The sequence below is a fragment of the Streptomyces gamaensis genome, from assembly GCF_042656465.1.
Lineage (GTDB): Bacteria > Actinomycetota > Actinomycetes > Streptomycetales > Streptomycetaceae > Streptomyces > Streptomyces gamaensis.
This window is the reverse complement of record NZ_JBHSPB010000017.1, coordinates 122,023-144,358: the sequence shown is the minus strand read 5'-3', so window position 1 is coordinate 144,358 and position 22,336 is coordinate 122,023. Positions and strand designations below refer to the sequence as shown.

17 protein-coding genes are annotated in these 22,336 nt (G+C 75.0%); 7 read left to right on the top strand and 10 right to left on the bottom strand.

Annotated elements, in window-relative coordinates:
• Window positions 1-15: 15 nt before the first annotated feature.
• From ACFP1Z_RS25205 to ACFP1Z_RS25175, 7 genes are all read right to left on the bottom strand, one after another.
• A complete protein-coding gene (locus tag ACFP1Z_RS25205) occupies window positions 16-786 on the bottom strand; it encodes a thioesterase II family protein (protein ID WP_390319705.1) in 771 nt (256 codons plus the stop codon).
• Window positions 783-2,276: a beta-ketoacyl synthase N-terminal-like domain-containing protein gene (locus ACFP1Z_RS25200; protein ID WP_390319703.1), complete on the bottom strand. Its 1,494-nt coding sequence runs from the start codon at window positions 2,274-2,276 to the stop codon at window positions 783-785. The genes ACFP1Z_RS25205 and ACFP1Z_RS25200 overlap by 4 nt, the downstream gene beginning before the upstream one ends.
• Window positions 2,230-3,567 carry a beta-ketoacyl [acyl carrier protein] synthase domain-containing protein gene (locus tag ACFP1Z_RS25195; protein ID WP_390319701.1) on the bottom strand — a complete coding sequence of 446 codons (1,338 nt, stop codon included), beginning with the start codon at window positions 3,565-3,567 and terminating at the stop codon, window positions 2,230-2,232. Before ACFP1Z_RS25195 ends, ACFP1Z_RS25200 begins: the two co-directional genes overlap by 47 nt.
• A gap of 81 nt (window positions 3,568-3,648) precedes the next feature.
• Window positions 3,649-5,292, bottom strand: coding sequence for a GMC oxidoreductase (locus tag ACFP1Z_RS25190; RefSeq protein ID WP_390319698.1), 1,644 nt, complete (start codon window positions 5,290-5,292; stop codon window positions 3,649-3,651).
• A 216-nt stretch (window positions 5,293-5,508) separates the two neighbouring features.
• Complete coding sequence (locus ACFP1Z_RS25185) at window positions 5,509-8,298, bottom strand: AAA family ATPase (RefSeq protein ID WP_390319695.1); 2,790 nt, start codon at window positions 8,296-8,298, stop codon at window positions 5,509-5,511.
• On the bottom strand, window positions 8,246-10,912 hold the full coding sequence (locus ACFP1Z_RS25180) for an AAA family ATPase (RefSeq protein WP_390319693.1): 2,667 nt from the start codon (window positions 10,910-10,912) through the stop codon (window positions 8,246-8,248). Before ACFP1Z_RS25180 ends, ACFP1Z_RS25185 begins: the two co-directional genes overlap by 53 nt.
• A 13-nt stretch (window positions 10,913-10,925) precedes the next feature.
• Window positions 10,926-13,709: a helix-turn-helix transcriptional regulator gene (locus tag ACFP1Z_RS25175; protein ID WP_390319691.1), complete on the bottom strand. Its 2,784-nt coding sequence runs from the start codon at window positions 13,707-13,709 to the stop codon at window positions 10,926-10,928.
• A 455-nt stretch (window positions 13,710-14,164) separates the two neighbouring features.
• Here ACFP1Z_RS25175 and ACFP1Z_RS25170 point away from each other — a divergent pair, with 455 nt between their 5' ends.
• Window positions 14,165-14,344 carry a hypothetical protein gene (locus tag ACFP1Z_RS25170; protein WP_390319689.1) on the top strand — a complete coding sequence of 60 codons (180 nt, stop codon included), beginning with the start codon at window positions 14,165-14,167 and terminating at the stop codon, window positions 14,342-14,344.
• 52 nt (window positions 14,345-14,396) lie between these two features.
• On the opposite strand, the gene ACFP1Z_RS25165 is transcribed toward ACFP1Z_RS25170, so the two are convergent.
• Both ACFP1Z_RS25165 and ACFP1Z_RS25160 read right to left on the bottom strand, forming a co-directional pair.
• Window positions 14,397-14,792: a rodlin gene (locus ACFP1Z_RS25165; RefSeq protein ID WP_390319688.1), complete on the bottom strand. Its 396-nt coding sequence runs from the start codon at window positions 14,790-14,792 to the stop codon at window positions 14,397-14,399.
• A 132-nt stretch (window positions 14,793-14,924) separates the two neighbouring features.
• Window positions 14,925-16,157, bottom strand: a complete 1,233-nt coding sequence (locus ACFP1Z_RS25160; protein ID WP_390319686.1) for an acyl-CoA dehydrogenase family protein — start codon at window positions 16,155-16,157, stop codon at window positions 14,925-14,927.
• Between the two features lie 150 nt (window positions 16,158-16,307).
• On the opposite strand from ACFP1Z_RS25160, the gene ACFP1Z_RS25155 reads away from it, so the two are divergent.
• Window positions 16,308-16,955 carry a TetR/AcrR family transcriptional regulator gene (locus ACFP1Z_RS25155; protein WP_390319685.1) on the top strand — a complete coding sequence of 216 codons (648 nt, stop codon included), beginning with the start codon at window positions 16,308-16,310 and terminating at the stop codon, window positions 16,953-16,955.
• 101 nt (window positions 16,956-17,056) lie between these two features.
• Here ACFP1Z_RS25155 and def read toward each other — a convergent pair whose 3' ends face one another.
• The gene (gene def / locus ACFP1Z_RS25150) at window positions 17,057-17,647 is read right to left on the bottom strand and encodes a peptide deformylase (protein WP_390319682.1); all 591 of its coding nucleotides are present in this window, start codon (window positions 17,645-17,647) and stop codon (window positions 17,057-17,059) included.
• Window positions 17,648-17,814: 167 nt separating this feature from the next.
• Between def and ACFP1Z_RS25145 the strand changes: the two genes are divergently transcribed.
• The 5 genes from ACFP1Z_RS25145 to ACFP1Z_RS25125 all read left to right on the top strand — a co-directional run bounded on the left by ACFP1Z_RS25145 (window position 17,815) and on the right by ACFP1Z_RS25125 (window position 22,318).
• Window positions 17,815-19,053, top strand: coding sequence for a MurT ligase domain-containing protein (locus ACFP1Z_RS25145; RefSeq protein ID WP_390319680.1), 1,239 nt, complete (start codon window positions 17,815-17,817; stop codon window positions 19,051-19,053).
• 29 nt (window positions 19,054-19,082) lie between these two features.
• Entirely contained in the window at window positions 19,083-19,820 is a 738-nt protein-coding gene (locus ACFP1Z_RS25140; protein ID WP_390319679.1) for a type 1 glutamine amidotransferase, read from the top strand.
• 115 nt (window positions 19,821-19,935) lie between these two features.
• Window positions 19,936-20,961, top strand: a complete 1,026-nt coding sequence (locus ACFP1Z_RS25135) for a 6-phosphofructokinase (RefSeq protein ID WP_390319678.1) — start codon at window positions 19,936-19,938, stop codon at window positions 20,959-20,961.
• A 106-nt stretch (window positions 20,962-21,067) separates the two neighbouring features.
• The gene (locus tag ACFP1Z_RS25130) at window positions 21,068-22,030 is read left to right on the top strand and encodes a cytochrome c oxidase assembly protein (RefSeq protein ID WP_390319676.1); all 963 of its coding nucleotides are present in this window, start codon (window positions 21,068-21,070) and stop codon (window positions 22,028-22,030) included.
• 120 nt (window positions 22,031-22,150) lie between these two features.
• Window positions 22,151-22,318: a hypothetical protein gene (locus ACFP1Z_RS25125; RefSeq protein ID WP_390319674.1), complete on the top strand. Its 168-nt coding sequence runs from the start codon at window positions 22,151-22,153 to the stop codon at window positions 22,316-22,318.
• Window positions 22,319-22,336: the final 18 nt, after the last annotated feature.

The window sequence follows — 22,336 nt, the reverse complement described above, 5'->3', positions numbered from 1 at the left end:
CCGCCGTTCCCCCGTCTACACGGCCCCCGCCCCCACCATCCGATCGGCGATCAACTTGTTGATCACCCGCTGGTGGTGCGCGAGGAAGAAGTGCCCCCCGGGGAAGACATGGAAGTCGAAGTCCCCCGTGGTGTGCTGCTCCCACGCCCTGGCCTCCGCGACCGTGACCTTGGGGTCGTCGTCGCCGACGAGGACGGTCAGGGGGGTGCGCAGCGGGTGGCCGGGGGTGTGGACGTACGTCTCGACGGCGCGGTAGTCGGCGCGGATCGCGGGCAGCACCATGCGCAGTACCTCCTCGTCGCCCAGGAGCTGGGAGTCGGTGCCCGAGAGTTCCTTGAGTTCGGCGATGATGCCGTTGTCGTCGCGCAGGTGCACGGTCTCGGTGCGGTGGGTGGAGGGGGCCCGGCGGCCGGAGGCGAAGACGGCGGCCGGGGGGGTGCCGGCCTTCTCGAAGCGGCGGGCGACCTCGTAGGCGAGGGTGGCGCCCATGCTGTGGCCGAACAGGCCGAGCGGGCGGTCGGCCCAGGGCCGCAGGGCCTCGAAGACCCGGTCGGCGAGTTCGGGGAGGGTGTCGACGAGGGGTTCGAGCCTGCGGTCCTGGCGGCCGGGGTACTGCACGCACAGGACGTCGACGCCGTCCGGCATGGCCTGCGAGACGGGGAAGAAGAAGCTCGCCGAGCCGCCCGCGTGCGGCAGGCACACCAGGCGGACGTCGCTGTCGGGGCGCGGGTGGAATCTGCGGATCCACAGGCCGTTGTCGTCGGTCTTGGCGCTCGCGGAGGTCACGGGGACGTTCGTTCCTTCCAACAGGGTTTCGGTACAAGGGATTCAAGGGATTCGAGGAGGGCCACGGGAAGGGCCGGGGCGCCGTGCGCGGGGCCGTGTGCCCGGGAGTGCCTCTCCGGTCGCCGGGGTCCGGGCCGGCGGCGGTGCGGGGCGACGGCGGGGGCGAGCGGGGCGGCCGGTACGTACGCGCTGCCGGCGGTGCTGTCCTCGGTGACGCCGAGGACGTGCGCGAGCAGTCGCTCCGCCTGCTCGCGCAGTGCCGTCGCGCTGCGCGCGGAGACCGTCCGCACGGCGGGCACGCGGCTCGCGGCGGGCGCGGCGGGGGCCCGTTCGACGACGACGTGGGCGCGTGTGCCGCCGGTCCCGTGGGAGGAGACACGGGCCCGGTCCGGGCGGTCGTCCTCCGGCCTCGGGTCCGGTCCGTCCAGCAGCCGCACCGCGCCCGAGGCCCGGTCCACCCGCAGCTCTCCCGGGGACAGCCCATGCCGCAGGGCCTCCACCATCACGATCACACCGCCCACACCGGCGGCGGACCGGACGTGCCCGAGGACGGACTGCAGCGGCCCCGGCCGCAGCGGATGCCTCACCGTCCCGCCCGGCCCGCCGGGTCCGTGCTGTCCGTACGCCGTCGCGGCGCGTTCCTCGCCGGCCCGGCCGGTGTGTGCCAACGTCTGCCGGATCACGTGCCGTTGGAACGGTTCCTCCGGCGCGTCGTCCCGGCCGGAGGCCGAACCGGAGACGACCGCGAGGACCGGGTGTCCGTTGCGCCGGGCGTCCGAGAGCCGTTCCAGGAGCAGCAGGCCCGCGCCCACGCCCCGGCGGGGCACCGCGTGCCCCCGGCGGTCGCCGGAGACGGGGGACGGCACGGTGGCCGCGTCGACCGTCGCGCCGCCTGCCAGGGCGAGCGCGCACGTGCCGTCGCGCAGCGCCCGGACCGCCAGGTGCACGGCCACCAGCGAGCACGCGGGGCCGGCGGCCGGCGCCGGCCCTTCGGGGCCGGAGGAGCCGGAGGAGCCGGCGCCGCCGGTGGCGCGGCCCGGGGCGAGGCCGGAGACGGTTCCGGTGACAAGCCGGCCGTGCGCCTCTTCCGTCCGGCCCTCCCCCGCCCGGTGTGCGAGGCCGGCGAAGACGACGGCCCCGGAGCCGGGGGCCGACAGCGGGTCGATGCCCGCGCGTGCGAAGGTCTCCTGGGCGAGTTCCAGCAGCAGCTGTCGCGTGCCGGCGGCGAGCGCCGCGCGCGAGGGCAGACGCAACACCCCGTTCAGGAAGGGGTCGTTGACGCCGCTGTGCCGGTCGGCCAGGGGGTCGGGGTCCGGGCCGGCGCCGTTCTCGACGAGGCGCCACAGGGCCTCGGGGCTGTCGGCGCCCCCCGGATAGCGACAGCCCATCGCGACGACGGCGACCGGCTCCCGCTCCCCCGTCCCTGGCTCCCCCGTCCCTCGCTCACGCGTCGGGTGTCCGGTCCGCTCGTTGTGCGTGTTCTCCGTCATGGGTCCACCCGCCGGGAAGAGAGGTGTGAGCCGAAGTGCCGTGCGTTTCCTGTCCGTTCGGGCCGACGGGGCCGCCCTCGGCGGGCGGGGCCTCCTCGATGACGACGTGGGCGCTGGCGCCACCGGTGCCGAAGGCGCCGACGGCGGCCCTGCGGGGTCGCCCGCCGCGCGGCCAGCGGGCCGGGCCGGCCGGCGGCCGTACTCCGCCCGCGGTCCCGGCCCCGGGCGGGGCGGGACCGGTCGCGGCCGGGGCGCCGGGCAGCAGCCCGTGCCGCAGGGCCTGCACCATCGCGATCACCCCGCACACTCCGGCGCCGCCCCACCCGTATCCGAGGACGGACGGGAGCGAGCCCAGCCACAGCGGACGGTCCCGGTGCCGGTCCCGGCCGTAGACGGCCGTCAGGGCCCGGAGTCCGGCGGAGTCGTCGAGGGCGGCTCCGGCGCCGTGCGCCTCCACGGCGTCGATGTCCGAGGGGGTGAGCCCGGCGCTGCCCAACGCCTGCCGGATGACGCGCTGTTGGCGGCCTCCCCCGGGGTCGGCGGGTGCTTCCTCGCCGTCGTCCCGGCCGAAGGCGCTGCCGCGGACGACAGCGAGGACGGGCCGGCCGGCCCGCCGGGCGGCCGGGAGCCGCTCGACGAGCAGGGTGCCGACCCCCGTGGACCACACCGGTCCGTCCGACGGGACGGCGCAGGCGCGTACGGCGCTGACACCGCCCGCCAGTGCCATGGCGCACTCGCCCTGACGGACGGCCTCGACGGCCAGGTGCAGGGCGGTCAACGACGAGGAGCAGGCGGCGTCGACGGTGACGGCGGGGCCTTCGAGGCCCAGGCCGCCCGCGATACGGCCGGAGACGACGCCGACCGTGCCGCGGCCGGCCCCCGGCGCGCCGGTGCGGTCGTGGTACACCGCGCCCGCGAAGACTCCGACGCTGCCGCCCGTCCCCGGGACCGGGTCGATGCCGGCGCGTTCCAGGGTCTGCCGGCAGGAGGCGAGCAGCAGGCGCTGCCCGGGGTCCCCGGTGACGGGCCCGCCGCCCCGGTCGTCGGGGCCGTCGGGCAGTGCGCGCCCCTCGGCCAGCAGGCGCCACAGGTCCTCGGGGGAGTCGATGCCGCCGGGGAAGCGGCAGCCCGCCGCGGTGATCGCGATCGGCTCCCGGCCGTCCCCGCCGGTGCGCGGCGGGCGTTCGCGGGCCCCGCGCAGGTCCGCCATCACGTGCCGGAGGAAGCCGCGCAGCCTTTCCTCGTCGTCTTCCCCATCGTTTTCCCCGTCGGTCAGCTGCGGGTCGTTCACGAAGTCACCTCTTGCGGAAGGCCCGCGGAGCCGGAAGCCGGGGGGCGTGCCGTGCAGGCCCCCCGCAGGGGGCCGGAGTTGCTACCGGGCGGTGATGTCCTGCGCGATGACGCGCTCGATGTTGCGCTCGGCCAGTGCCGTGATCGTCACGAAGGGGTTGACGCCGACGGAACCGGGGATGAGCGCGCCGTCGGTGACGTAGAGGTTCTTGTGTCCCTGGACGCGGCCGTAGAGGTCGGTGGCCTTGCCGAGGACGGCGCCGCCGAGCGGGTGGTAGGAGAAGTCGTCGGCGAACGCCTTGAGCTGGGCGCCGAACAGGTCGTACCGGTACATGGTGGTGTTGGCCTTGTTGATCCGGTCGAAGAGCGACTTCGCGGCGGCGACGGCGGGCGCGTTCTGCTCGCGGGTCCACTGCAGCTTGGCCCGGTCGGTGGCGCGGTCGTAGACGAAGGTGCCGCGCTCGGGGTTCTTGGTGATGGCGAGGTAGAGGCTGACCCAGGTCTCCACGCCGGCGGGCATGGGCGCGATCTCGGCGAAGACGGGGGCGGCCGCGTTGTCCCAGTCGTCGATGCCGAGCGCCGGGATCGAGGACTGCTTGGATCCGGTGGGGTTCCACATGTGGTTGGCGCGCGCGGTCATGATGTTGCCGTTGGGGCCCCAGCCGCGGCCGACCTCGTCGTTGAGGCCGGGCAGGGCGCCGGTGTCGCGGGCGCGGACGAGGAGTTCGCTGGAGCCGAGGCTGCCGGCGCCGAGGAAGAGGTAGCGGCAGGAGATCTCCTTGCGGGCCAGCTGCCGGCCGTCGGCGTCGATCCGGTCGACGGTGAGCACGTAGGTGCCGTCGGGCTGCTGGCGTACCGCCTTGACCTGGTGGAGGGTCTCGATGGTGACCTTGCCGGTGCCCAGGGCGGCGGCGAGGTAGGTCTTGTCCAGGCTCTGCTTGCCGTGGTTGTTGCCGTAGATGACCTCGGTGCCCAGTGCGGACTTGGGGACCTCGCCGGCGGCCTCGCGGCGCATGTAGTCGAAGTCGTAGACGTTGGGGACGAAGGTGGTGCTCAGGCCCGCCTTGCCGGCCTGCTCGCGGGAGACGCGCGCGAACTGGTACCAGTCGGTCTTCTCGAACCAGTCCGGGGCGATGTGGTTGACCTTGAGCATGGCGTTGGCGCGCGGGAAGTAGCGGTCGTACATCTCGCCCGCGTCGACCTGCGGCAGGATCTCCTCGAAGTACGAGCGCTTGGGCTGTACGGCCATGCCGCCGTTGACGAGGGAGCCGCCGCCGACGCCGCGCCCGACGTAGACCGACATCTGGTCGAAGTTGACGCGGTCCAGCACGCCCGCGTAAGGCTCGATGTCGCGGTTGACGACATCGAACCACAGGAAGGAGCCCAGCGGTGCCTCGGTGCGCTTCTTGAACCAGCTGGAGCGCTTGTCGGGCTTGAGCATGTTGCAGAAGACGTTGCCGTCCGGGCCGGGCTGGTTCCACAGCTGGCCCATCTCCAGCATCAGCGTGGACACCCCCGCCTCGCCGAGCCGCAGCGCGGAGACGGCCGCGCCGTAGCCGGTGCCGATGACGACGGCGGGCACGAACGAGCCGTCGTCGGCGGCCCTGGTGGCGGCGGCCGCGCGGGGGGCGGCGGTGATGGTGGTCACCCCGGCCGCCGCGGCGGCGCCGAGGGCCGCCAGGCCGAAGAGACGACGCCGCGACAGGTGCTGCTGGTTGTCTACCACGCTGGAGTTACCTGGCCTTCCGACACTACGGGCCCGCGACGGGCCGCGAAGAGGAGTGAACTACGGGGGATTCAGCGGGACGTTATGGAGGCGGCCGGAGCACTGTCAACGGAATCGGTGCCCTGCCGCGCTAACCCTGTGGGGAGGGCGGGAAGGTTCGGTCGGGCTGCGACCGAAGTGGCTCGCGGTTCGGTACGGTCCGCCGCGCGGTGGCGCTCACCCGGTGGTGCTCTGGGGCAGGAGGTGGGCCAGGCCGGAGAGTTCGGTCCGGCCGGTGATGGCGAGCTTGCGGTAGCTGCGGGTGAGGTGTTTCTCCACGGCCCGCGAACTGACCCGCAGGCGTTCGGCGATGTCCTTGTTGGGCACCCCGTGGGCGGCGAGGGAGGCGACGCGGCGTTCGGCGGGGGTGAGGGAGCCGACGGCCGTGACGGCGGTGCCGCGGTCCATGGCGGCCAGTTCGCGGGCGGCGCGGGCGGCCAGCCAGGGCGCCCCGCAGTCCAGGGCCTCCTGCCGGCCCCGGCGCAGATGGCCCTCCGCCTCGGGCCGGCCGGCGTCGCGCAGTCTGCTGCCGAGGAGGACCGAAGTACGGGCGCGTTCCATGCCGTTGACGGCCTCGCGCAGGGTCTCCAGGGACTCCCGCAGCAGGGCCAGGCCCGCCTCCCCCTCGGTGAGGGCGCCCTTCATGCGCTGGGCGCGGCCGACGGCCACGGCGCTGCCCCACTGGTGGGCGCGCGCGTACTCCTCCTCCATGAGCCGTTCCGCCTGCACGGTGCGGCCCATGCGCTGGTGGATTCCGGCGGCGCGGGCGCGCCAGGGGTAGAGGGCGGGGTTGTGCCATTCGGCGCGCTCGGCGGCGCGCCCCCAGTCGAGGAAGTACTCCAGGGCGGTGGGCAGATCGCCGGCGGCGGCGGCCGTGGAGCCGCGCAGGAGTTGCAGCGGGGAGGGGCGTACTCCGTGGTGGGCGCCCTCGCGGTAGCAGGCCAGGAGGCGGCCGGTGAGTTCGGCGTCGCGGCTCTCGATGGCCGTCATCACCAGGGGCATCAGCGAGTGCAGGGTGGTCCAGTCGGCGATGCCGAGGTCCAGGGCCTCGGCGGCCCGCGCGCGGGCCTCGGTCAAGCGTCCCTGGGCGAGGAGGACTTGGGTGAGCTCGACGGCGATCACGGCCCGCGGTACGGGGGTTCCGGTGGCGTGGGCGCGTTCGGCGGCGGTGCGCAGCCAGGGTTCGACGGTGGTGACGGAGTCGGCGGCGGACAGGACGTGGACGAGGAGGGTCAGGGCGGTGTGGACGTGGGCCGGGGAGGCGGGCTCGTGGGCGAGGACGCGCTCGGCGAGCGGGACGGCCTCGGCGGCGGAGACGTCCTGGGTGAGGGTGGCGCCGGCGAGGAGCACGGTGACGAGTTCGCGTTCGGCGGCGGTGTGCAGGGCGGGCCGGGGGCCGAGCGCGCGCAGCCGGGCGGCGCAGGAGGCGAGCAGGCCGGGGCGGGCCATGGCGGGGTGGCGCAGCCGGGCCTCCAGGCGCAGCGCGGACTCGCGGTCCTCGCCGGCGATGCGGTCCGGTGGGCCGAGTTCCTCGGCGAGTTCGCGGACGGCCTCGACGGTGGGCGGCGGGCAGCCGCCGATGAGGACGGGGGCGATCCGGGCGGCGGCCATGGCGCGCCGGGTGGTGTCGGGTATGAGCAGCATGGCCTGGGAGATGTGCCGGACGGCGGCCGGGGGGTCGAGGTCGCGCTCGACGGTGGCGAGGTCGACGAGGAGGGCGGCGCGGTCGGCGCCGGCGGGTGAACTGCACAGCAGGGCGCGGCGCAGATAGCGGCCGGCGGTCTCGTGGGCGCCGCGGCCGAGGGCGGACCTGGCGGCGGCGCGCATGACCTCGGTGGCCCAGCCGTCCTGGCAGGAGGTGGCGTCCAGGAGCTGGGCGGCGGCCTGTTCGGCGGGGTGGCCGCCGCTGTGCAGCAGGAGGGCGGCGTGGATGCGGCTGTCCTCCGTCTCGGCGGGGGTCATGATGTCCTCGACGGCGTCGCGGACGGCCCGGTGCAGGTAGCGGGGCGGGTCCTGGGGGGCGAGGAGGCCGAGGCGGCGCAGGGTCCGCAGGGCCTCGGCGCAGCCGGTGGCGTCCAGTCCGGCGAGGCGGCCGACGAGTTCGGTGTCGGGGTGGCCGTCGAGGACGGCGAGGGCCTTGGCGAGGGCCTGGACGGGCGCGGCCTGGGCGCGCAGGGCGCGGCCGAGGCGTTCGCGCAGGGCGGGCAGGCGTATCTCCCGTGCGGCGTCGGTGTGTTCGGCGGTCGGGGCGCCGGTGGCGGCGAGGGCTTCCAGGAGCGCGGTCAGCAGCAGCGGGTTGCCGCCGGTGGCCGTGTGGCAGGCGGTGGTGAAGGCGTCCTCGGCAGGGCGGCCGAAGACGTGCTCGGCGAGGGCCGCCGTGCCGCGCCGGGACAGCGGGGCCGGGCGCAGGACGTGCCGGGCGCGGTCGGTGATCTCCTGGACGAGGGGGTCGTCGGTGCGGGGGTCGCCCTCGCGCACGGAGGCGACGACGGTGATGCGCAGCCGGTCGAGGCGTTTGACGATGCGGGCGAGCAGGCGCAGGGAGGGCACGTCGGCCCAGTGCAGGTCGTCGACGAGGAGGAGCAGGGGGCGGGTGGCGCTGCGGTCGGCGGCGAGGGCGAGGAGTTCGTCGTAGGGTTCGGCGTCGTCGGCCGCGCCGGGCAGGGTGCCGTCCGGGCCGGTGAACGGGCCCGGGGCCAGCAGGGGTTCGAGGAGCTGGCAGGCCACGGCGAAGGCGAAGTCGCTCTCCTGGGGGGCGGCGCTCGCGCGCAGGACGCGGTGTCCGCGGGGTGCGGCGAGCGCGGGCAGGGCCCGCAGCAGGGCGGTCCGGCCCGAGCCGAGGCCGCCGGAGACCACGAGCAGCCTGCCGCTGCCGGCTCCGGCCGCGTCGAGGGCCTCGGTGACCAGGTCGAGTTCATGGTGCCGGTCGAGCAGACGGCCGAGAGTGCGGCCGGGCAGGGGGATCATCGGCTGACTCCTTGAGGGGCCCCAGCGCGGCGGTCAGCCCCGCACGTCCTGGAATGCCCAGTTTTCTATAGGTCTTGGTGAGGTGGAGTTCGACGGTGCGCAGGGTGACGGCCAGTTCGGCGGCGATGGCCCGGTTGGCCAGTCCCCGGGCGGCCAGGCGTGCGACGCGCAGTTCGGCGTCGGTCAGCTCGCCGGGGGTGGCGCCGCGGGCGGGGGGCTCGGCGGGTGCGGGCCGGGGCCCGCGGCGCCGGGGTCCCGCCGGGCGTACGGGCGCGGGGGGCCGGCCCGCGTCCGCTCCCCCGTGCCGGTGGCCGGGGGCGGCGCCCCAGGCGCGGGTGAGCCGGCCCTCCTCGGCGGTGAGGTGCTCGGCCGCTTCCGTGTCCCCGAGCCGGTGCAGGGCTTCGGCGGCGGCCGAACGCCAGGGCAGCAGCGCCGGGTTGAGGACCTGCCGGGCGAGCAGCAGCCGGCCGCACTCCTGGAGGTCGGCGAGGGCCGCGGCGTCCTCCCGGCGGGCGAGGAGGACCCGGCCGCGCGCGTACAGCCAGAAAGCGCGGGCCAGTCCGGTCTCCTGGCCGGCGCCGCGTTCCGCGAGCACCGCCGCGGCCGCGTCCACGGCGCCGGAGGCGAGGTGGACCAGGGCCCGCAGGGCGGCGAACGCGGGGGCCAGGAGCGGGTGCCACAGGTGCTCCGGCATGGCCCGCCGGCTGTGTTCGAGCGCGTGGGCGGCGGCCTCGGCCCGGCCCTCGTGCAGGTGGGCGAGGGCGAGGACGACGTGCGCGAGCCCGGCGAGCGGGCGGGCCCCGTCCGCCTCGGCCCGCAGCAGCACGGCCTCGGCGCCGTCCCGGGCCTCGCGGGTGTCGCCGCACAGCACCAGGGCGTGGCAGGCGGCCAGTTGGGCGGTCGGCGGCGCGGTGTCGCCGGGAAGTCCGGTGAGCGCGGTGCGGGCGAGCCGCCGGGTGCGGTCGACGGCGTCCCCGAGCAGGGCGGCGCGCCAGGCGGCGGCGCCGGCCTGCGCGGGGTCGGCGGGTTCGGCGGGCAGTCCGGCGGTGTCGGGGCGGTCCAGTTCGTGGGCCGTGCCCTGCTGGCTGTGCTCGGCCAGCCAGTACAGGGCCCGCAGCGCGGCCCGGTCGGCCGGGGCGGGTGTCGAGCGGTCCAGCAGCAGGGCGATCAGGGGCTGTGCGGAGACGGCGTCGCCGCGGACGACGAGGAGTTCGGCGGCGCGCACCCAGGCGGGTCCGGCGCTCGCGCCCGCGTGGGTGCGCAGGGCGCGCCGCAGGTGGCGGTCGGCGGCCTCGGGGTCGGCGGGCAGCGCGACCGCGCCGAGTTCGACGAGTACGCGCACGCGCCGGGCGGGCGGCATGGGTTCGCGCAGGGCCCGCTGCAACAGCCGCTCCGCGTCCCGGGCTTCGCCGGCGGCGCGGCGGCGGGCGGCCTCGGCGCGCAGCACGGCGACGGCCCAGGCGCTGCCGACGGCACGGGAGGCGAGCAGCAGCCGGGCGACCGTCTGGTCCGGGGCGCCGCGGCGGTGGGCGTACTCGGCGGCGCGGGCGCACAGTTCCTCGCGGCGCTCGGTGCTCAGCCCGGCGAGTACGACGCCGGCGGCGGCCGGATCGCGGAATGCCTGCTGTTCGCCGCCGGTCAACAGGCCGGTCCCGGCGAGGAGTTCCAGGGCGCGGCGGGCGCCGGTGGTGCGGAGCTCGGCCAGGTAGCGGACGGTGTCCTCGGTGCAGTCGGGCCCGCAGGCGGCGACGACGCGCAGGACGTCGAGGAGTTCGACGGGCAGCACGGCGACGGTGCGCAGGGTCCGCTCGCGGACGGCGTCGGCCGCGTACGCGGCCAGGTGCTCCCGCGCTCCGGCGGCCGGGGGTCTGCGGGCGCGGGCGCAGCGGGCGACGAGGGCGGCGAGCACGGCGGGGTTGCCGCCGGTCGCCTCGGCGGCGGCCGCCGCGAAACCGGCGTCCACGGGCTGCCCGTAGCGGTGGGAGAGGGCCTCGGCCACGCCGGCCGGGGACAGCGGGCCGAGGGTGAGGGTGTGCTCGGTGACGCGGTCCTCGTCGACGAGCGGGGAGAGTTCCAGACGCTGCGCGGGACCCGGGGGGACGGCGTCGTTGCGGGTGGCCAGCAGGAGTACGGGCGCGTCGGTGAGCCGGCGGGCCAGGGCGCGCAGCCACTGCCAGGAGTGCTCGTCGGCCCACTGGATGTCGTCGACGGCGATCAGCAGGGGCCGGCGCCGCGCGGAGGCGAGGAAGAGCCGGGCGAGTTCCAGGGGTGTACCGGAGCGGACGGTGCCGGTGGTGAGCGGGCCGACGGCGGCGTGGAGCTGTGCGACGACGCCGTGCGGCAGGTCTCTTTCCCCGTAGGAGGCGTGTGCGGCCGCGACCCGGATCCCGGCGGTGTCGGCGAGCGCGCACGCCTTGTCCAGGAGGGTGCTGCGGCCGGTGCCGGGGGTGCCGTGGATCCGGACGAGCGCCGAGCGCCCGTCGGCCAGTTGCCCGAGCAGGCGGTCCAACAGGGCGGTCTCCCGCTCGCGTTCGGCGAACGGGGCCCGCGCGCCGGGGCGGCCGGTGTCCGGCGGCCACTGTCCGGCGTCCTCGCCGGCCGTGCCGTTGGGCATCTGACGCCCCGGCCTAGTGGCCCGCCGCGTGGGCGGCGACGGCGGTACGGGCGAGGTCGGCGAGGGCGGCGGGCAGCTCGGCGCGGCCGCGGACGCCGAGCTTGCGGTAGACGTTGGTCAGGTGCATCTCGACGGTGCGGGAGGTGATGAACAGGGCTTCGGCGATCTCCCGGTTGCTCGCGCCGTCGCGTGCGAGGAGGGCGACGCGGCGTTCGCCGTCGGTGAGGCAGTCCGCCGGGCCGGCGGTGAGCTGCCGCATGCGGCCGCCGGCAGCGACGAGGACGGTGCGGGCCAGGGAAGAGAGCGTGTGGTAGCCGCAGCGCGTGGCCAGTTCGATCGCGGAGCGCAGGTGGCGGCGGGCGGCGGGGGCGTCGTCGTAGCGCAGCAGTTCACAGCCCAGCTGGTACTCGGCCTTGGCCCGGTCGAGGCGGGCCGGGCAGGCGGCGAGCGCGTCGACGGACTGGGACAGCAGCTCCAGCCGGGCGCGGCCCTCGGCGGTGACGCCGGCGGCGAGCAGGCCGAGGCCGATGGCGCGCGGGGTGCCCCAGCGCTGGGCCCGCTCCCGGGCCGTGGCGACCAGTTCGGCGGCCTCCCGCGTCCTGCCCCGGCCGGCGAGCGTGGTGGTCGCCGGCAGCCACCAGGGGGCGAGTACGGGGTTGGTGACGCCCGCCTCGTCCAGGGAGCGGCCGCAGCGCAGCCAGAGTTCCAGGGCTCCGTCCAGGTCGCCGAGCGCGCGGCGGACGCGGCCCTTGGCGTACAGGTAGTGGTGCCACTCCCAGATGTGCTCGCGGAGGTCCGGGCGCAGGGCCCGGTCCAGGACGGTGTCGGCGAGTTCGGCGCGGCCCTGGGCCAGCAGGGCGGTGCCGAGGGCGATGTGGGGCATGGCCTGGGCGGGGACGTGCTCCTGGCCGAGGAGTCCGACGGCTTCGCGGGCCGCTTCGGCGGCGGCCGCGACCTCGCCGGTCTCGTGCAGCACCTGCGAGCGTCCGGCGAGCGCGGCGACGCGCATCCACGGCTCGAAGCGGGCCCGGCTCGCCGACAGCGCGCGCCCCAGCCCGGCGAGGGCCTCGTCCGTCTCGTCGGCGAGGGCCAGGACCAGGGAGGCGCCCAGCACCCACCAGCCGGCGGGTGAGGGGTCCTCGACCTTCAGCGCCCGCCGGGCCAGGGCCGCGGCCTGCCGGGCGGGCCGGCCGTCGAGGGCGGCCAAGGAGCTCTGGACGGACAGCAGTTGGCGCTCGGCGGGGCTGTCCCCGCGCGGTACGGGCCAGGCGTCGGCCCATTCCCGGGCGGCCGCCATGGTGCCTTTCTCGTTGACGGCGGTCACCAGCAGCGCGGACCGCAGCGAGGTGCGCAGCTCCGCGTCGGCGGGTGCCGGGTCCTCGCCGAGTTCGCCGTGCAGCGCGTCGAGGGCCTCGTGGAGGGCCCGGGTGGCGTCGGGGGCGTTGCGGGTGCCGAACGCGGTCATCCCGTACTCGACGGCGACCGTGGCCCGCTGCCGGGCGCCGGGGGTCTCGGCGAGGGCCTTGCGCAGGTGCCACAGCGCGGTGGCGGGCGCCACCCGGGCCGCGGTGCGGGCCAGTTCGAGGCGGACGCCGGTGCGCTGGGCGCCGGTGATCCCGGCGGCGAGGACGCGGCGCAGATAGCGCACCGCCGCCCGCGTGGTGGCGGGTCCGGGGGCCTCGGCGGCGGCCTCGCGGAGCACGGCGAGCATCCACGGCTCGCGCAGTTCCCGCAGCAGTACGAGCTGGTCGGCGACCTCGGCGGCGGGCCGCCCGGCGTCGTTGAGGACCCGGGCGGCGCGGGCCCGCAGCTGCTGCAGCCGGTCCGGGCCCGATTCGGCGAGCACGGCCGAGCGCACGGGGCCGGGCATCGTGTACCGGGGGCCGTGCCGGGCCGTGCCGAAGGCGACGGTCACGGCCCCGCCCCGGCGCAGCGTCTCCAGGGCCGCGTCGAGCCGGCTGCCGGTGACCCCGGAGAGGGCGCCCAGCACGTCGGGGCCCGCGTGTCCCAGGACGGCGAGGGCGCGGGCGAGTTGCCGCACGTGGCCGGGGCGTCCGGCGAGGAAGGCGGTGGCGGAGGCGGCGAGCAGGACCTCGCCGTGCGCGCCCCGGGCGGTCAGGCGGGTGAGCAGCCGCGGGTTGCCGCCGCTGGCTTCGGCCGCGCGCAGGACGCGTTCCCGCGGTGCGCCGGGGCCGAGCCGGTCGCGGGCCACGCGAGCGGCGTCCTCGCGGGTCAGCGGGGGAAGGTCGAGGGCCGCGCAGCGGTCCTGGGCCAGCAGTTCCTCCAGCACGGGGAGGGCGGGGCCGGCGCACTCGGTGCGCTGGGCGAGGAGGATGTACAGCGGCAGCGTGTCGGCCCGGCGCAGGACGAAGTCGAGGGCGCGCAGCGTCCGTTCGTCGCACCACTGGGCGTCGTCGACGGCGAGCACGAGGGGGGCCGCGGTGGCCGATTCCCGACGGATACGCGCGTAGAGGGCCCGGTGGAAGCCGTGGACGGTGCCGGCGTCCCCGTCAGGGGTCTCCGGCAGGTCCGTGCCGAAGAGTTCGCGCATCCGCGTGCGGGCGCCGTCGCCCTCCCGGCCCGAGCAGCGCCGCACCGCGGCTCCGCGCCCGGCCATCCGCTCGACGGCGGCGTCCAGCAGGGCACTCCGGCCGATTCCGGCGGGTCCCCGGAGGACGACGGCCTGCCCCGTACCGGTGCGGGCCCGGTCGAAACACCGCGACAGACAGGCCAGTTCCTCGGCACGGCCGATCAGGCGCCGCGCGCTGTCCCGGTCTTTGTCGTTGGTGACTGACACGGCGATGCCTTCTCTCCCGAAGCCGCACAAGTACCCCCGTAGACCGGCGCGCGGTCGCGTCCCGGGGGCCGCCGCACACAGCCAAGATCAGAAGCGAAGATAACAGCAGGTGGGAGGGGGGACCGTCGTGATCCGGCCAGCTTGGCCGCTCAGTTGGGGACGAGGACCGCAGCTCCGCGCCCGCCGGGCGCCGCACCGGAGTCCCAGAACAGACGAACGAGCAGCGCGCGGATGCCCCTGTTCCGAATGAGCCGAAAATGCATCGGAGATCGGGACATGACGCTTTCTTGACACAAAACTGCTGTAGACTGCACCGTTCTGCCCGGACCCGGTTCCGTCCGGCACCGTCCCGGAACCCGGCGGTCCGCCCTCGCCTTGATGAGCGTTTGATGAGCATTGTGCCAACTCGGCCGCTGCGGCGCCCGCCGGGCCGCCGCGCTTCGTAGTGTGTGCTCATGCCACGCAGCCCACAGCTCGATCACCGGTCCCTTGAGGAGACCAACGCCGCCATCCGCTCCTTCCTGGCCGAACGCCGCGACCGCGTCCTGACCCGTACCGAACGGGAGGCCTACGAGCGGTTGCGCTCGCAATGGCTCGCGGCCCAGCGCAGGCGTCCGGGCGGCGAAGCCCGGTGACCACGGCGCCAGGCCGTCACCGCATCCGGTGACTGCCTGGCATGCCCGGCGCTCAACCCTCGTTGCCGGCGCCGTTGCCGGCCGCGACCGGGATCTGGTCGGCGAGGTGCGAGACCGGGTCGTCGCCGTCGCCGGTCGTGGAGTTCTCCGTGCACTGCTGCTGCTGTTGCGACGTGAGCACCGGCACGTCCTGGACACCGACGTTGATCAGCAGGAGCAGGGACTGCACACCGAGTTTGCCGACGCCGAGGCAGAGCCTGTTGAGCGTGTCCCCGACCAGGTTCATGGGTGGGCTGCCGTGGCCTCCGCTGATCGTGTTGCCGTAACTGGTCGTCGCCCCGTTGGCGTTGGAGACGGTGCGGCTGTCACCGGCCGCCGCCGCGGGAGCGACCACGCAGCCGAGCGCCGAGGCGGTCAGGGCAGTGGTCGCGCAAGCCTTCTTGAGCACGTCCGGGCCTTTCACTGGGGGGCTGTCGTCGCGGCGCGCCGCCGCGGGAGGTGCCCCGGACAACCGCGGCCCGGCCGGGGAGGTTGCGCGCACTGCTCCGTTCGGGCCGCCCGTGCGCCGCCCCGGCGCACGTCAGCGGATCGGCACCCCGGAGACCGCCCGCGCGATCACCAGCCGCTGGATCTCGCTCGTGCCCTCGAAGACCGTGTAGATCGCCGCGTCGCGGTGCATCCGCTCGACCGGGTACTCGCGGGTGAAGCCGTTGCCGCCGAGGATCTGCATGGCCTGGGCGGTCACCGTCTTCGCGGTCTCGCCGGCGAAGAGCTTGGACATCGAACCCTCGGCGGAGGTGAAGGGCCTGCCGGTGGTGGCCATCCAGGAGGCGCGCCAGACCAGCAGGCGGGCGGCGTCGATACGGGTGCGCATGTCGGCGAGCTGGAAGGCGACGCCCTGGTTGTCGATGATCGGGCGGCCGAACTGCACGCGGGTGCGGGCGTAGTCCAGGGCGGTCTCGTACGCGGCGCGGGCGATGCCGACGGCCTGGGCGCCGACGGCCGGACGGGAGGCCTCGAAGGTGGCCATGGCGGCGTTGGAGGAGTTGGCCGTGCCGCCGGCGCCCCTCGCCCGCTCCCGGGCGCGGGCGAGGCGTTCGTCGAGCTTCTCCTTGCCGCCGAGCAGGCACGAGCCGGGGACGCGCACCTGGTCCAGGACGACCTCGGCGGTGTGCGAGGCGCGGATGCCGTGCTTCTTGAACTTCTGCCCCTGGGACAGGCCGGCGGTGCCCGGCGGGACGATGAACGAGGCATGCCCGCGCGAGCCCAGTGAGGGGTCGACGACGGCGACCACCACGTGGACGTTCGCGATACCGCCGTTGGTGGCCCAGGTCTTCGTGCCGTTGATGACCCACTCGTCCCTGGCCTCGTCGTACACGGCGCGGGTGCGCATGGCGGAGACGTCCGAGCCGGCGTCGGGCTCGGAGGAGCAGAAGGCCGCGACCTTCACGTCGCCCGCGTCCCCGTACATCTGCGGCAGCCAGGTGCCGATCTGTTCGTCGGTGCCGCTGGTGAGCACGCCGATGGCGGCGAGTCCCGTGCCGGCGATGGCCAGTCCCAGGCCCGCGTCGCCCCAGAACAGCTCCTCCAGGGTCATCGGGATGCCGAGCCCGGTGGGGTCGAAGAACTGCTGGGCGTAGAAGTCCAGGGAGTACAGGCCGATCTTGGCGGCCTCCTGGACGACCGGCCAGGGGAACTCCTCGCGCTCGTCCCACTCGGCGGCCGCCGGGCGCATCACATCGGCGGCGAAGCCGTGGATCCAGTCGCGCACACCCCGCTGGTCCTCGTCGAGCTCCATCACAAACTCCGGCATGGTCCCTCCCGGTTGCCCCTTACGCGCGGTAACGCGAGTCTGTTACCGGTGAGTAGCGCTGTCAACGGCGCCCGCCCGTCGGATTCGCTGAGTGGAACGGGTGTTACGTTGCGCAGGCATCACGAATACCGAGGGGCGGGGAGGACGGAGATGGAGACCACTGCGCGGGACGACCAGCGCACAGCGGCCGAACGCCGGCGCAAGGAGCTGCTGGAGGCCGCGGACCGGGTGGTGCTGCGGGACGGTCCGGGGGCGTCGATGAACGCGATCGCGGCGGAGGCGGGCATCACCAAGCCGATCCTCTACCGGCACTTCGGCGACAAGGGCGGGCTGTACCGGGCGCTGGCCGCGCGGCACACGGACGCGCTGCTGGCCGGGCTGCGCGCGGCGCTCGACGCCCCGGCGCCCGCGCGCCGCGACCGGGTCGAGGCGACCTTGGACACCTACCTCACGGCCATCGAGGCGCGCCCCCAGGTGTACCGGTTCCTGATGCACCCCGCCGAGGAGCAGCAGCCCGCCGAGACGGGCTTCGACGTGGGACGGCACTCCGCGCCGCTGCTGCGCCGGCTCGGCGAGGAGCTCGCGAAGGTCATCGCCGAGCGGGTCGACCTGGGCCCGGGCGGCGAGGAGCCGGCCCGCGCGTGGGGGCACGGAATCGTCGGGATGATGCACGCGGCCGGCGACTGGTGGCTGCGCGAGCGCCCCTTCCCGCGCGAGCACCTCGTCCGGCATCTGGCGGACCTGCTGTGGGGCCGCCTCGCGACAGCGGGCGACCTGGCGGACGGACCGGCTTTCTGACGGACGGTCCGGCCGGGGCGCCGGGCAACCGGCCCGCCCCGGCGGACTCCTGACGGCCCGCCCGCGACGACGCACCCTGGGCCGCGGGGCCCCGGCGCCGCTCACGCCCGTACGGGCGCCTCCGCGGCCGGCGGGACCGGCATCCGTTCCGTGCTGCCCGCCCAGGGCGCCTTGCGAGCGGCGCGCAGGGCGCGGCGGCGGTGCCGGTCCGTCAAGCGGTCGAGGTACAGGCCGCCCTCCAGGTGGTCGCACTCGTGCTGCAGGCAGCGCGCGAAGAACCCGGTGCCGCTCACACGCACCGGTGCGCCGTCCGCCGTGAAGCCCTCGACGACGGCCCGGTCCCAGCGCGGTGTCGGGGCCTCGACACCGGGCACCGACAGACAGCCCTCGTCCCCGCGCACGACGACGCCGTCGGCCGCCACGAGCCGGGGGTTGACGAGATGGCCCAGGTGACGGCGGTCCTCGTCGTCGGGGCAGTCGTAGACGAAGACGCGCAGCGGCACCCCGATCTGGTTGGCCGCCAGCCCCACGCCCTGGGCCGCGTACATCGTCGCGAACATCGACTCGACCAGCTCGGCGAGGGCGGGGCCGAAGTCGGTGACCTCCGCGCAGGGTGCCGCCAGACCCTCATCGCCCAGCAGCCGCATCGGCCGTACGCGTCCGGAACTGCCGGGGATGGTGCGTTTTCGCATGTGACCAAGGGTACGTTCCGCGGGCAGCGGGTTCGGGCCCGCGGCCGGATCTCGATAGGCTGAGCCCGACCGAGGCCTCCTGGACGGCGAATTCGGCACGGAGGGGGCGTTCCACCGGCGGACCAGGGATGAAGGCGTCGGCCCGAATGCAAGGAGGATCTAGGACGATGGCAGGCAACACGGGGCCGCTGTCGGCGCGGGCCAAGCTGGCCGTGACGGCGGGCAAGGCCGCGGCGGCGGTGTCGCGGGCCGCGGGCCGCGGCAGCGGATCGGTGATCGGCGGCAAGGTCGCCCTCAGGCTCGACCCCGATCTGCTGGCCCGGCTGGCGACCCACCTGGACGTGGTCCTGGTGTCCGCCACCAACGGCAAGACGACCACGACGCGGCTGATCGCGGAGGCGCTGCGGGCCAGCGGCCCGGTGGTCTCCAACGCGCTGGGCGCGAACATGCCCGCCGGTATCACCTCGGCCCTCGCGGGCGGCTCGGACGCGCGCTACGGCGTGATCGAGGTGGACGAGAAGTACCTGGCGGGCGTCGCCCGGGACGTCTCGCCGAAGGCGATAGCGCTGCTGAACCTCTCGCGCGACCAGCTCGACCGGGCCGCCGAGACCCGCATGCTGGCGGAGAAGTGGCGCGAGGGCCTGGCGGGCACGAAGGCCGTGATCATCGCCAACGCCGACGACCCGCTGATCGTGTGGGCCGCCTCGTCCTCGCCGAACGTGGTGTGGGTCGCGGCGGGCCAGGAGTGGAAGGACGACGCCTGGTCGTGCCCGTCGTGCGGCGGAGTGATGCAGCGCCCCGGCGACGACTGGTTCTGCGCCGAGTGCGGCTTCCGCCGGCCCACCCCGAGCTGGGCGCTCTCCGGTGACTACGTGCTGGACCCGCACGGCTCCGCGTGGCCGATCCGGCTGCAGCTGCCGGGCCGCGCCAACAAGGCGAACGCCACGACCTCCGCGGCCGTCGCGGCCACCTTCGGGGTGCCGCCGCAGGTGGCGCTGGAGCGGATGTACCAGGTGCAGGCGGTCGCCGGCCGCTTCGACGTGGTCTCGTTCCTGGGCCGGGACGTCCGGCTGCTGCTGGCGAAGAACCCGGCCGGCTGGCTGGAGACCTTCTCCCTGATCGACGGCCCGCCGACCCCGGTGATCCTGGGTGTGAACGCGCGCGGCGCGGACGGCACCGACACCTCCTGGCTGTGGGACGTGGACTACACGCGGCTCGCCGGGCACCCGGTCTTCGTCATCGGTGACCGCAAGCTCGACCTCGCGGTGCGCCTGGAGGTCGCCGGGGTGGACTTCCGGGTCTGCGAGAGCGTGGACGAGGCCGTGCAGTCGGCCCCGCCCGGCCGGATCGAGCTGATCGCCAACTACACGGCGTTCCAGGACGTCCGCCGCCGGGTCGGCAACTGACCCCGCCAACGCTTGATGGGATTGCGAGCATGAGCCAGAACAGTCTGCGTGTGGTGTGGGTCTACCCCGACCTGCTCAGCACCTACGGGGACCAGGGCAACACCCTGGTCCTGGAGCGGCGGGCGCGGCAGCGCCGGCTGGAGGTCCAGCGCCTGGACGTCCGCTCCGACCAGCAGATCCCCACCTCCGGGGACATCTATCTGATCGGCGGCGGCGAGGACCGGCCGCAGCGGCTGGCCGCCGAGCGGCTGCGCCGCGACGGCGGTCTGAGCCGGGCCGCCGCCAACGGCGCCATCATCTTCTCGGTGTGCGCCGGCTACCAGATCCTGGGTCACGAGTTCATCAACGACCTGGGGCAGCGGGAGCAGGGCCTGGGGCTGCTGGATGTCATCAGCACCCGCGGCGAGGGCGAGCGGTGCGTCGGTGACGTGCTGGCCGACATCGACGAGCGGCTGGGGCTGCCCCCGCTGACGGGCTTCGAGAACCACCAGGGCGTCACCCACCTCGGCCCGACGGCGCGGCCCTTCGCCCGGGTGCGGTTCGGCCGGGGCAACGGCACGGGCGACGGCTTCGAGGGCGCGTACAACGACACCGTCTTCGGTACGTACATGCACGGCCCCGTCCTCGCCCGCAACCCGCAGATCGCCGACCTGCTGATCAAGCTGGCGCTGGACGTCAACGCGCTGCCGCCGGTGGACGACCGCTGGTACGAGGCGCTGCGCAACGAGCGGATCGAGGCGGCGACCCAGGCGGCCAAGGCGTCCTGACGCGTCAGCGCTCGCGATCCCCGCCGCCCCCGCACTAGGGTGGCGGGGATCCAGCCGGACGACGGGGTCCGGTCCTCCTCACAGGCGACCGGCCTCGATCGGAAGGCTCTCCCCCATGCGCATCGGTGTCCTCACCTCCGGCGGCGACTGCCCCGGTCTCAACGCCGTCATCAGATCCGTCGTGCACCGTGCCGTCGCCGACCACGGCGATACGGTCATCGGCTTCCACGACGGCTGGCGCGGCCTGCTGGAGGGCGACCACCGCCCCCTCACCCTCGACGCCGTGGCCGGCATCCTGGCCACCGGCGGCACCGTGCTGGGTTCCTCGCGGGTCCGGCCCGGCCAGCTGCGCGACGGCGTCGAGCGGGCCCGCGGCCACGTCGCCGAGCTCGGCCTCGACGCGATCGTCCCGATCGGCGGCGAGGGCACCCTGAAGGCGGCCCGGCTGCTCTCCGACGCCGGACTGCCGATCGTGGGCGTGCCCAAGACCATCGACAACGACATCGCCTCGACCGATGTCACCTTCGGTTTCGACACGGCGGTGGGGGTCGCCACCGAGGCCCTGGACCGGCTGAAGACCACGGCCGAGTCGCACCAGCGCGTGCTCATCGTCGAGGTGATGGGCCGGCACACCGGCTGGATCGCCCTGCACTCCGGGATGGCCGCGGGCGCGCACGCGATCGTCGTGCCGGAGCGGCCCTTCGCCGTCGACGAGCTGACCAAGGTGGTCGGCGCCCGCTTCGACGCCGGCGAGCGCTTCGCGATCGTCGTGGTCGCCGAGGGCGCCAAGCCGCGCGAGGGCTCCATGGCCTTCGAGACCGGCGGTACGGACGTCTACGGGCACGAGCGCTTCGCCGGGGTCGCCCGGCAGCTCGCCGGTGAGCTGGAGCGGCGGCTGGGCAAGGAGGCGCGGCCGGTGATCCTCGGCCATGTGCAGCGGGGCGGCACCCCGACCGCCTACGACCGGGTGCTGGCCACCCGCTTCGGCTGGCACGCCGTCGAGGCCGTGCACCGGGGCGCGTTCGGCATGATGACCGCGCTGCGCGGCAACGACATCACGCTGGTCCCGCTGGCCGAGGCCGTCGAGCACCTCAAGACGGTGCCGGCCGACCGCTATGCCGAGGTCGACTGCGTGCTCTGAGCCCGCCCGTTCCCGGTGGCCGACGACAGGCGCCCCCGGCCGGTCCTCCGGCCGGGGGCGCCTCTAGTCTTGTTCCGGCGCATCGGTACGTAATGGGAGAGAGCGGATGGATCACAGCGGGCACCACGGCATGATGGACATGCCGATGGACATGCCGCCGTTCACGCTGGGACGGGGGCTGGAGTTCAGCGGCGAGCCCTTCTTCATGACCGGCTGTCTGCTGGCGCTGGCGCTGTACGGCTGGGGCGTGGTGCGGCTGCTGCGGCGCGGGGACAAGTGGCCCGTGGGCCGAACCGTCGCCTGGGTGCTGGGCGTGCTGACCATCGCGCTGGTGATGTGCACCAAGCTCAACGACTACGGCATGGTCATGTTTAGCGTGCACATGGTGCAGCACATGGTGATCAGCATGCTCTCGCCGATCCTGCTGCTGCTGGGCGCGCCGATGACGCTGACGCTGCGGGCCCTGCCGACGGCCGGGCGCGGCCGCAAGGGCCCGCGCGAGTATCTGGTGGCCCTGCTGCACAGCCGCTACATGCGTGTCATCACGCACCCGGGCTTCACGATCCCGATGTTCATCGCGAGCCTGTACGCGCTGTACTTCACCCCGCTGTTCGACTTCCTGATGGAGACGAAAACCGGGCACATCGCGATGATGGTGCACTTCCTCGCGGTCGGCCTGGTCTTCTTCTGGCCGATCATGGGCGTGGACCCGGGCCCGCACCGGCCCGGCTATGTCATGCGGATGCTGGAGCTGTTCGCGGGCATGCCCTTCCACGCGTTCTTCGGCATCGCGCTGATGATGGCCTCGGAGCCGATGATCGGCACCTACATGCACCCGGCGGCCTCGCTGGGCATCGACGCGCTGGACGACCAGAAGGCGGGCGGCGGCATCGCCTGGGCCTTCAGCGAGATCCCCTCGGTGGTGGTGCTGCTCGCGCTGGCCTACCAGTGGTACCGCTCCGAGCAGCGGCAGGCCCGGCGCAAGGACCGGGCGGCGCAGCGGGACGGCGACAAGGAGCTGGAGGCGTACAACGCGTATCTCGCCTCGCTGCAGGCGCGCGGGCGCTGACCCAGCGCACGGCAGGGCCGGTATGGCGGCAGGGGCCGCGGTCAGGGGACGATGGTCCCAGGCCGCGGCCCCTTTCGCGTGCGGGCGCGTACGGGGCCGCCGTTTTCAGGAGGTGCGGGCATGCCCGGATCGACGAAGGCGATGGCGGCGCTCACGGTGGGCGGTCTCGTCCTCGTGACCGCCTACTCCGTGACGATCGGCAGCAGTGGCTGGCTGTGGTTCGCGTGGGTGGTGCTGATGCTGGTGACCATAGGGGCACTCATAGCCCGGGGCACCGAGGAGGGGTGAGAGCGGTGGGCTCCCCCG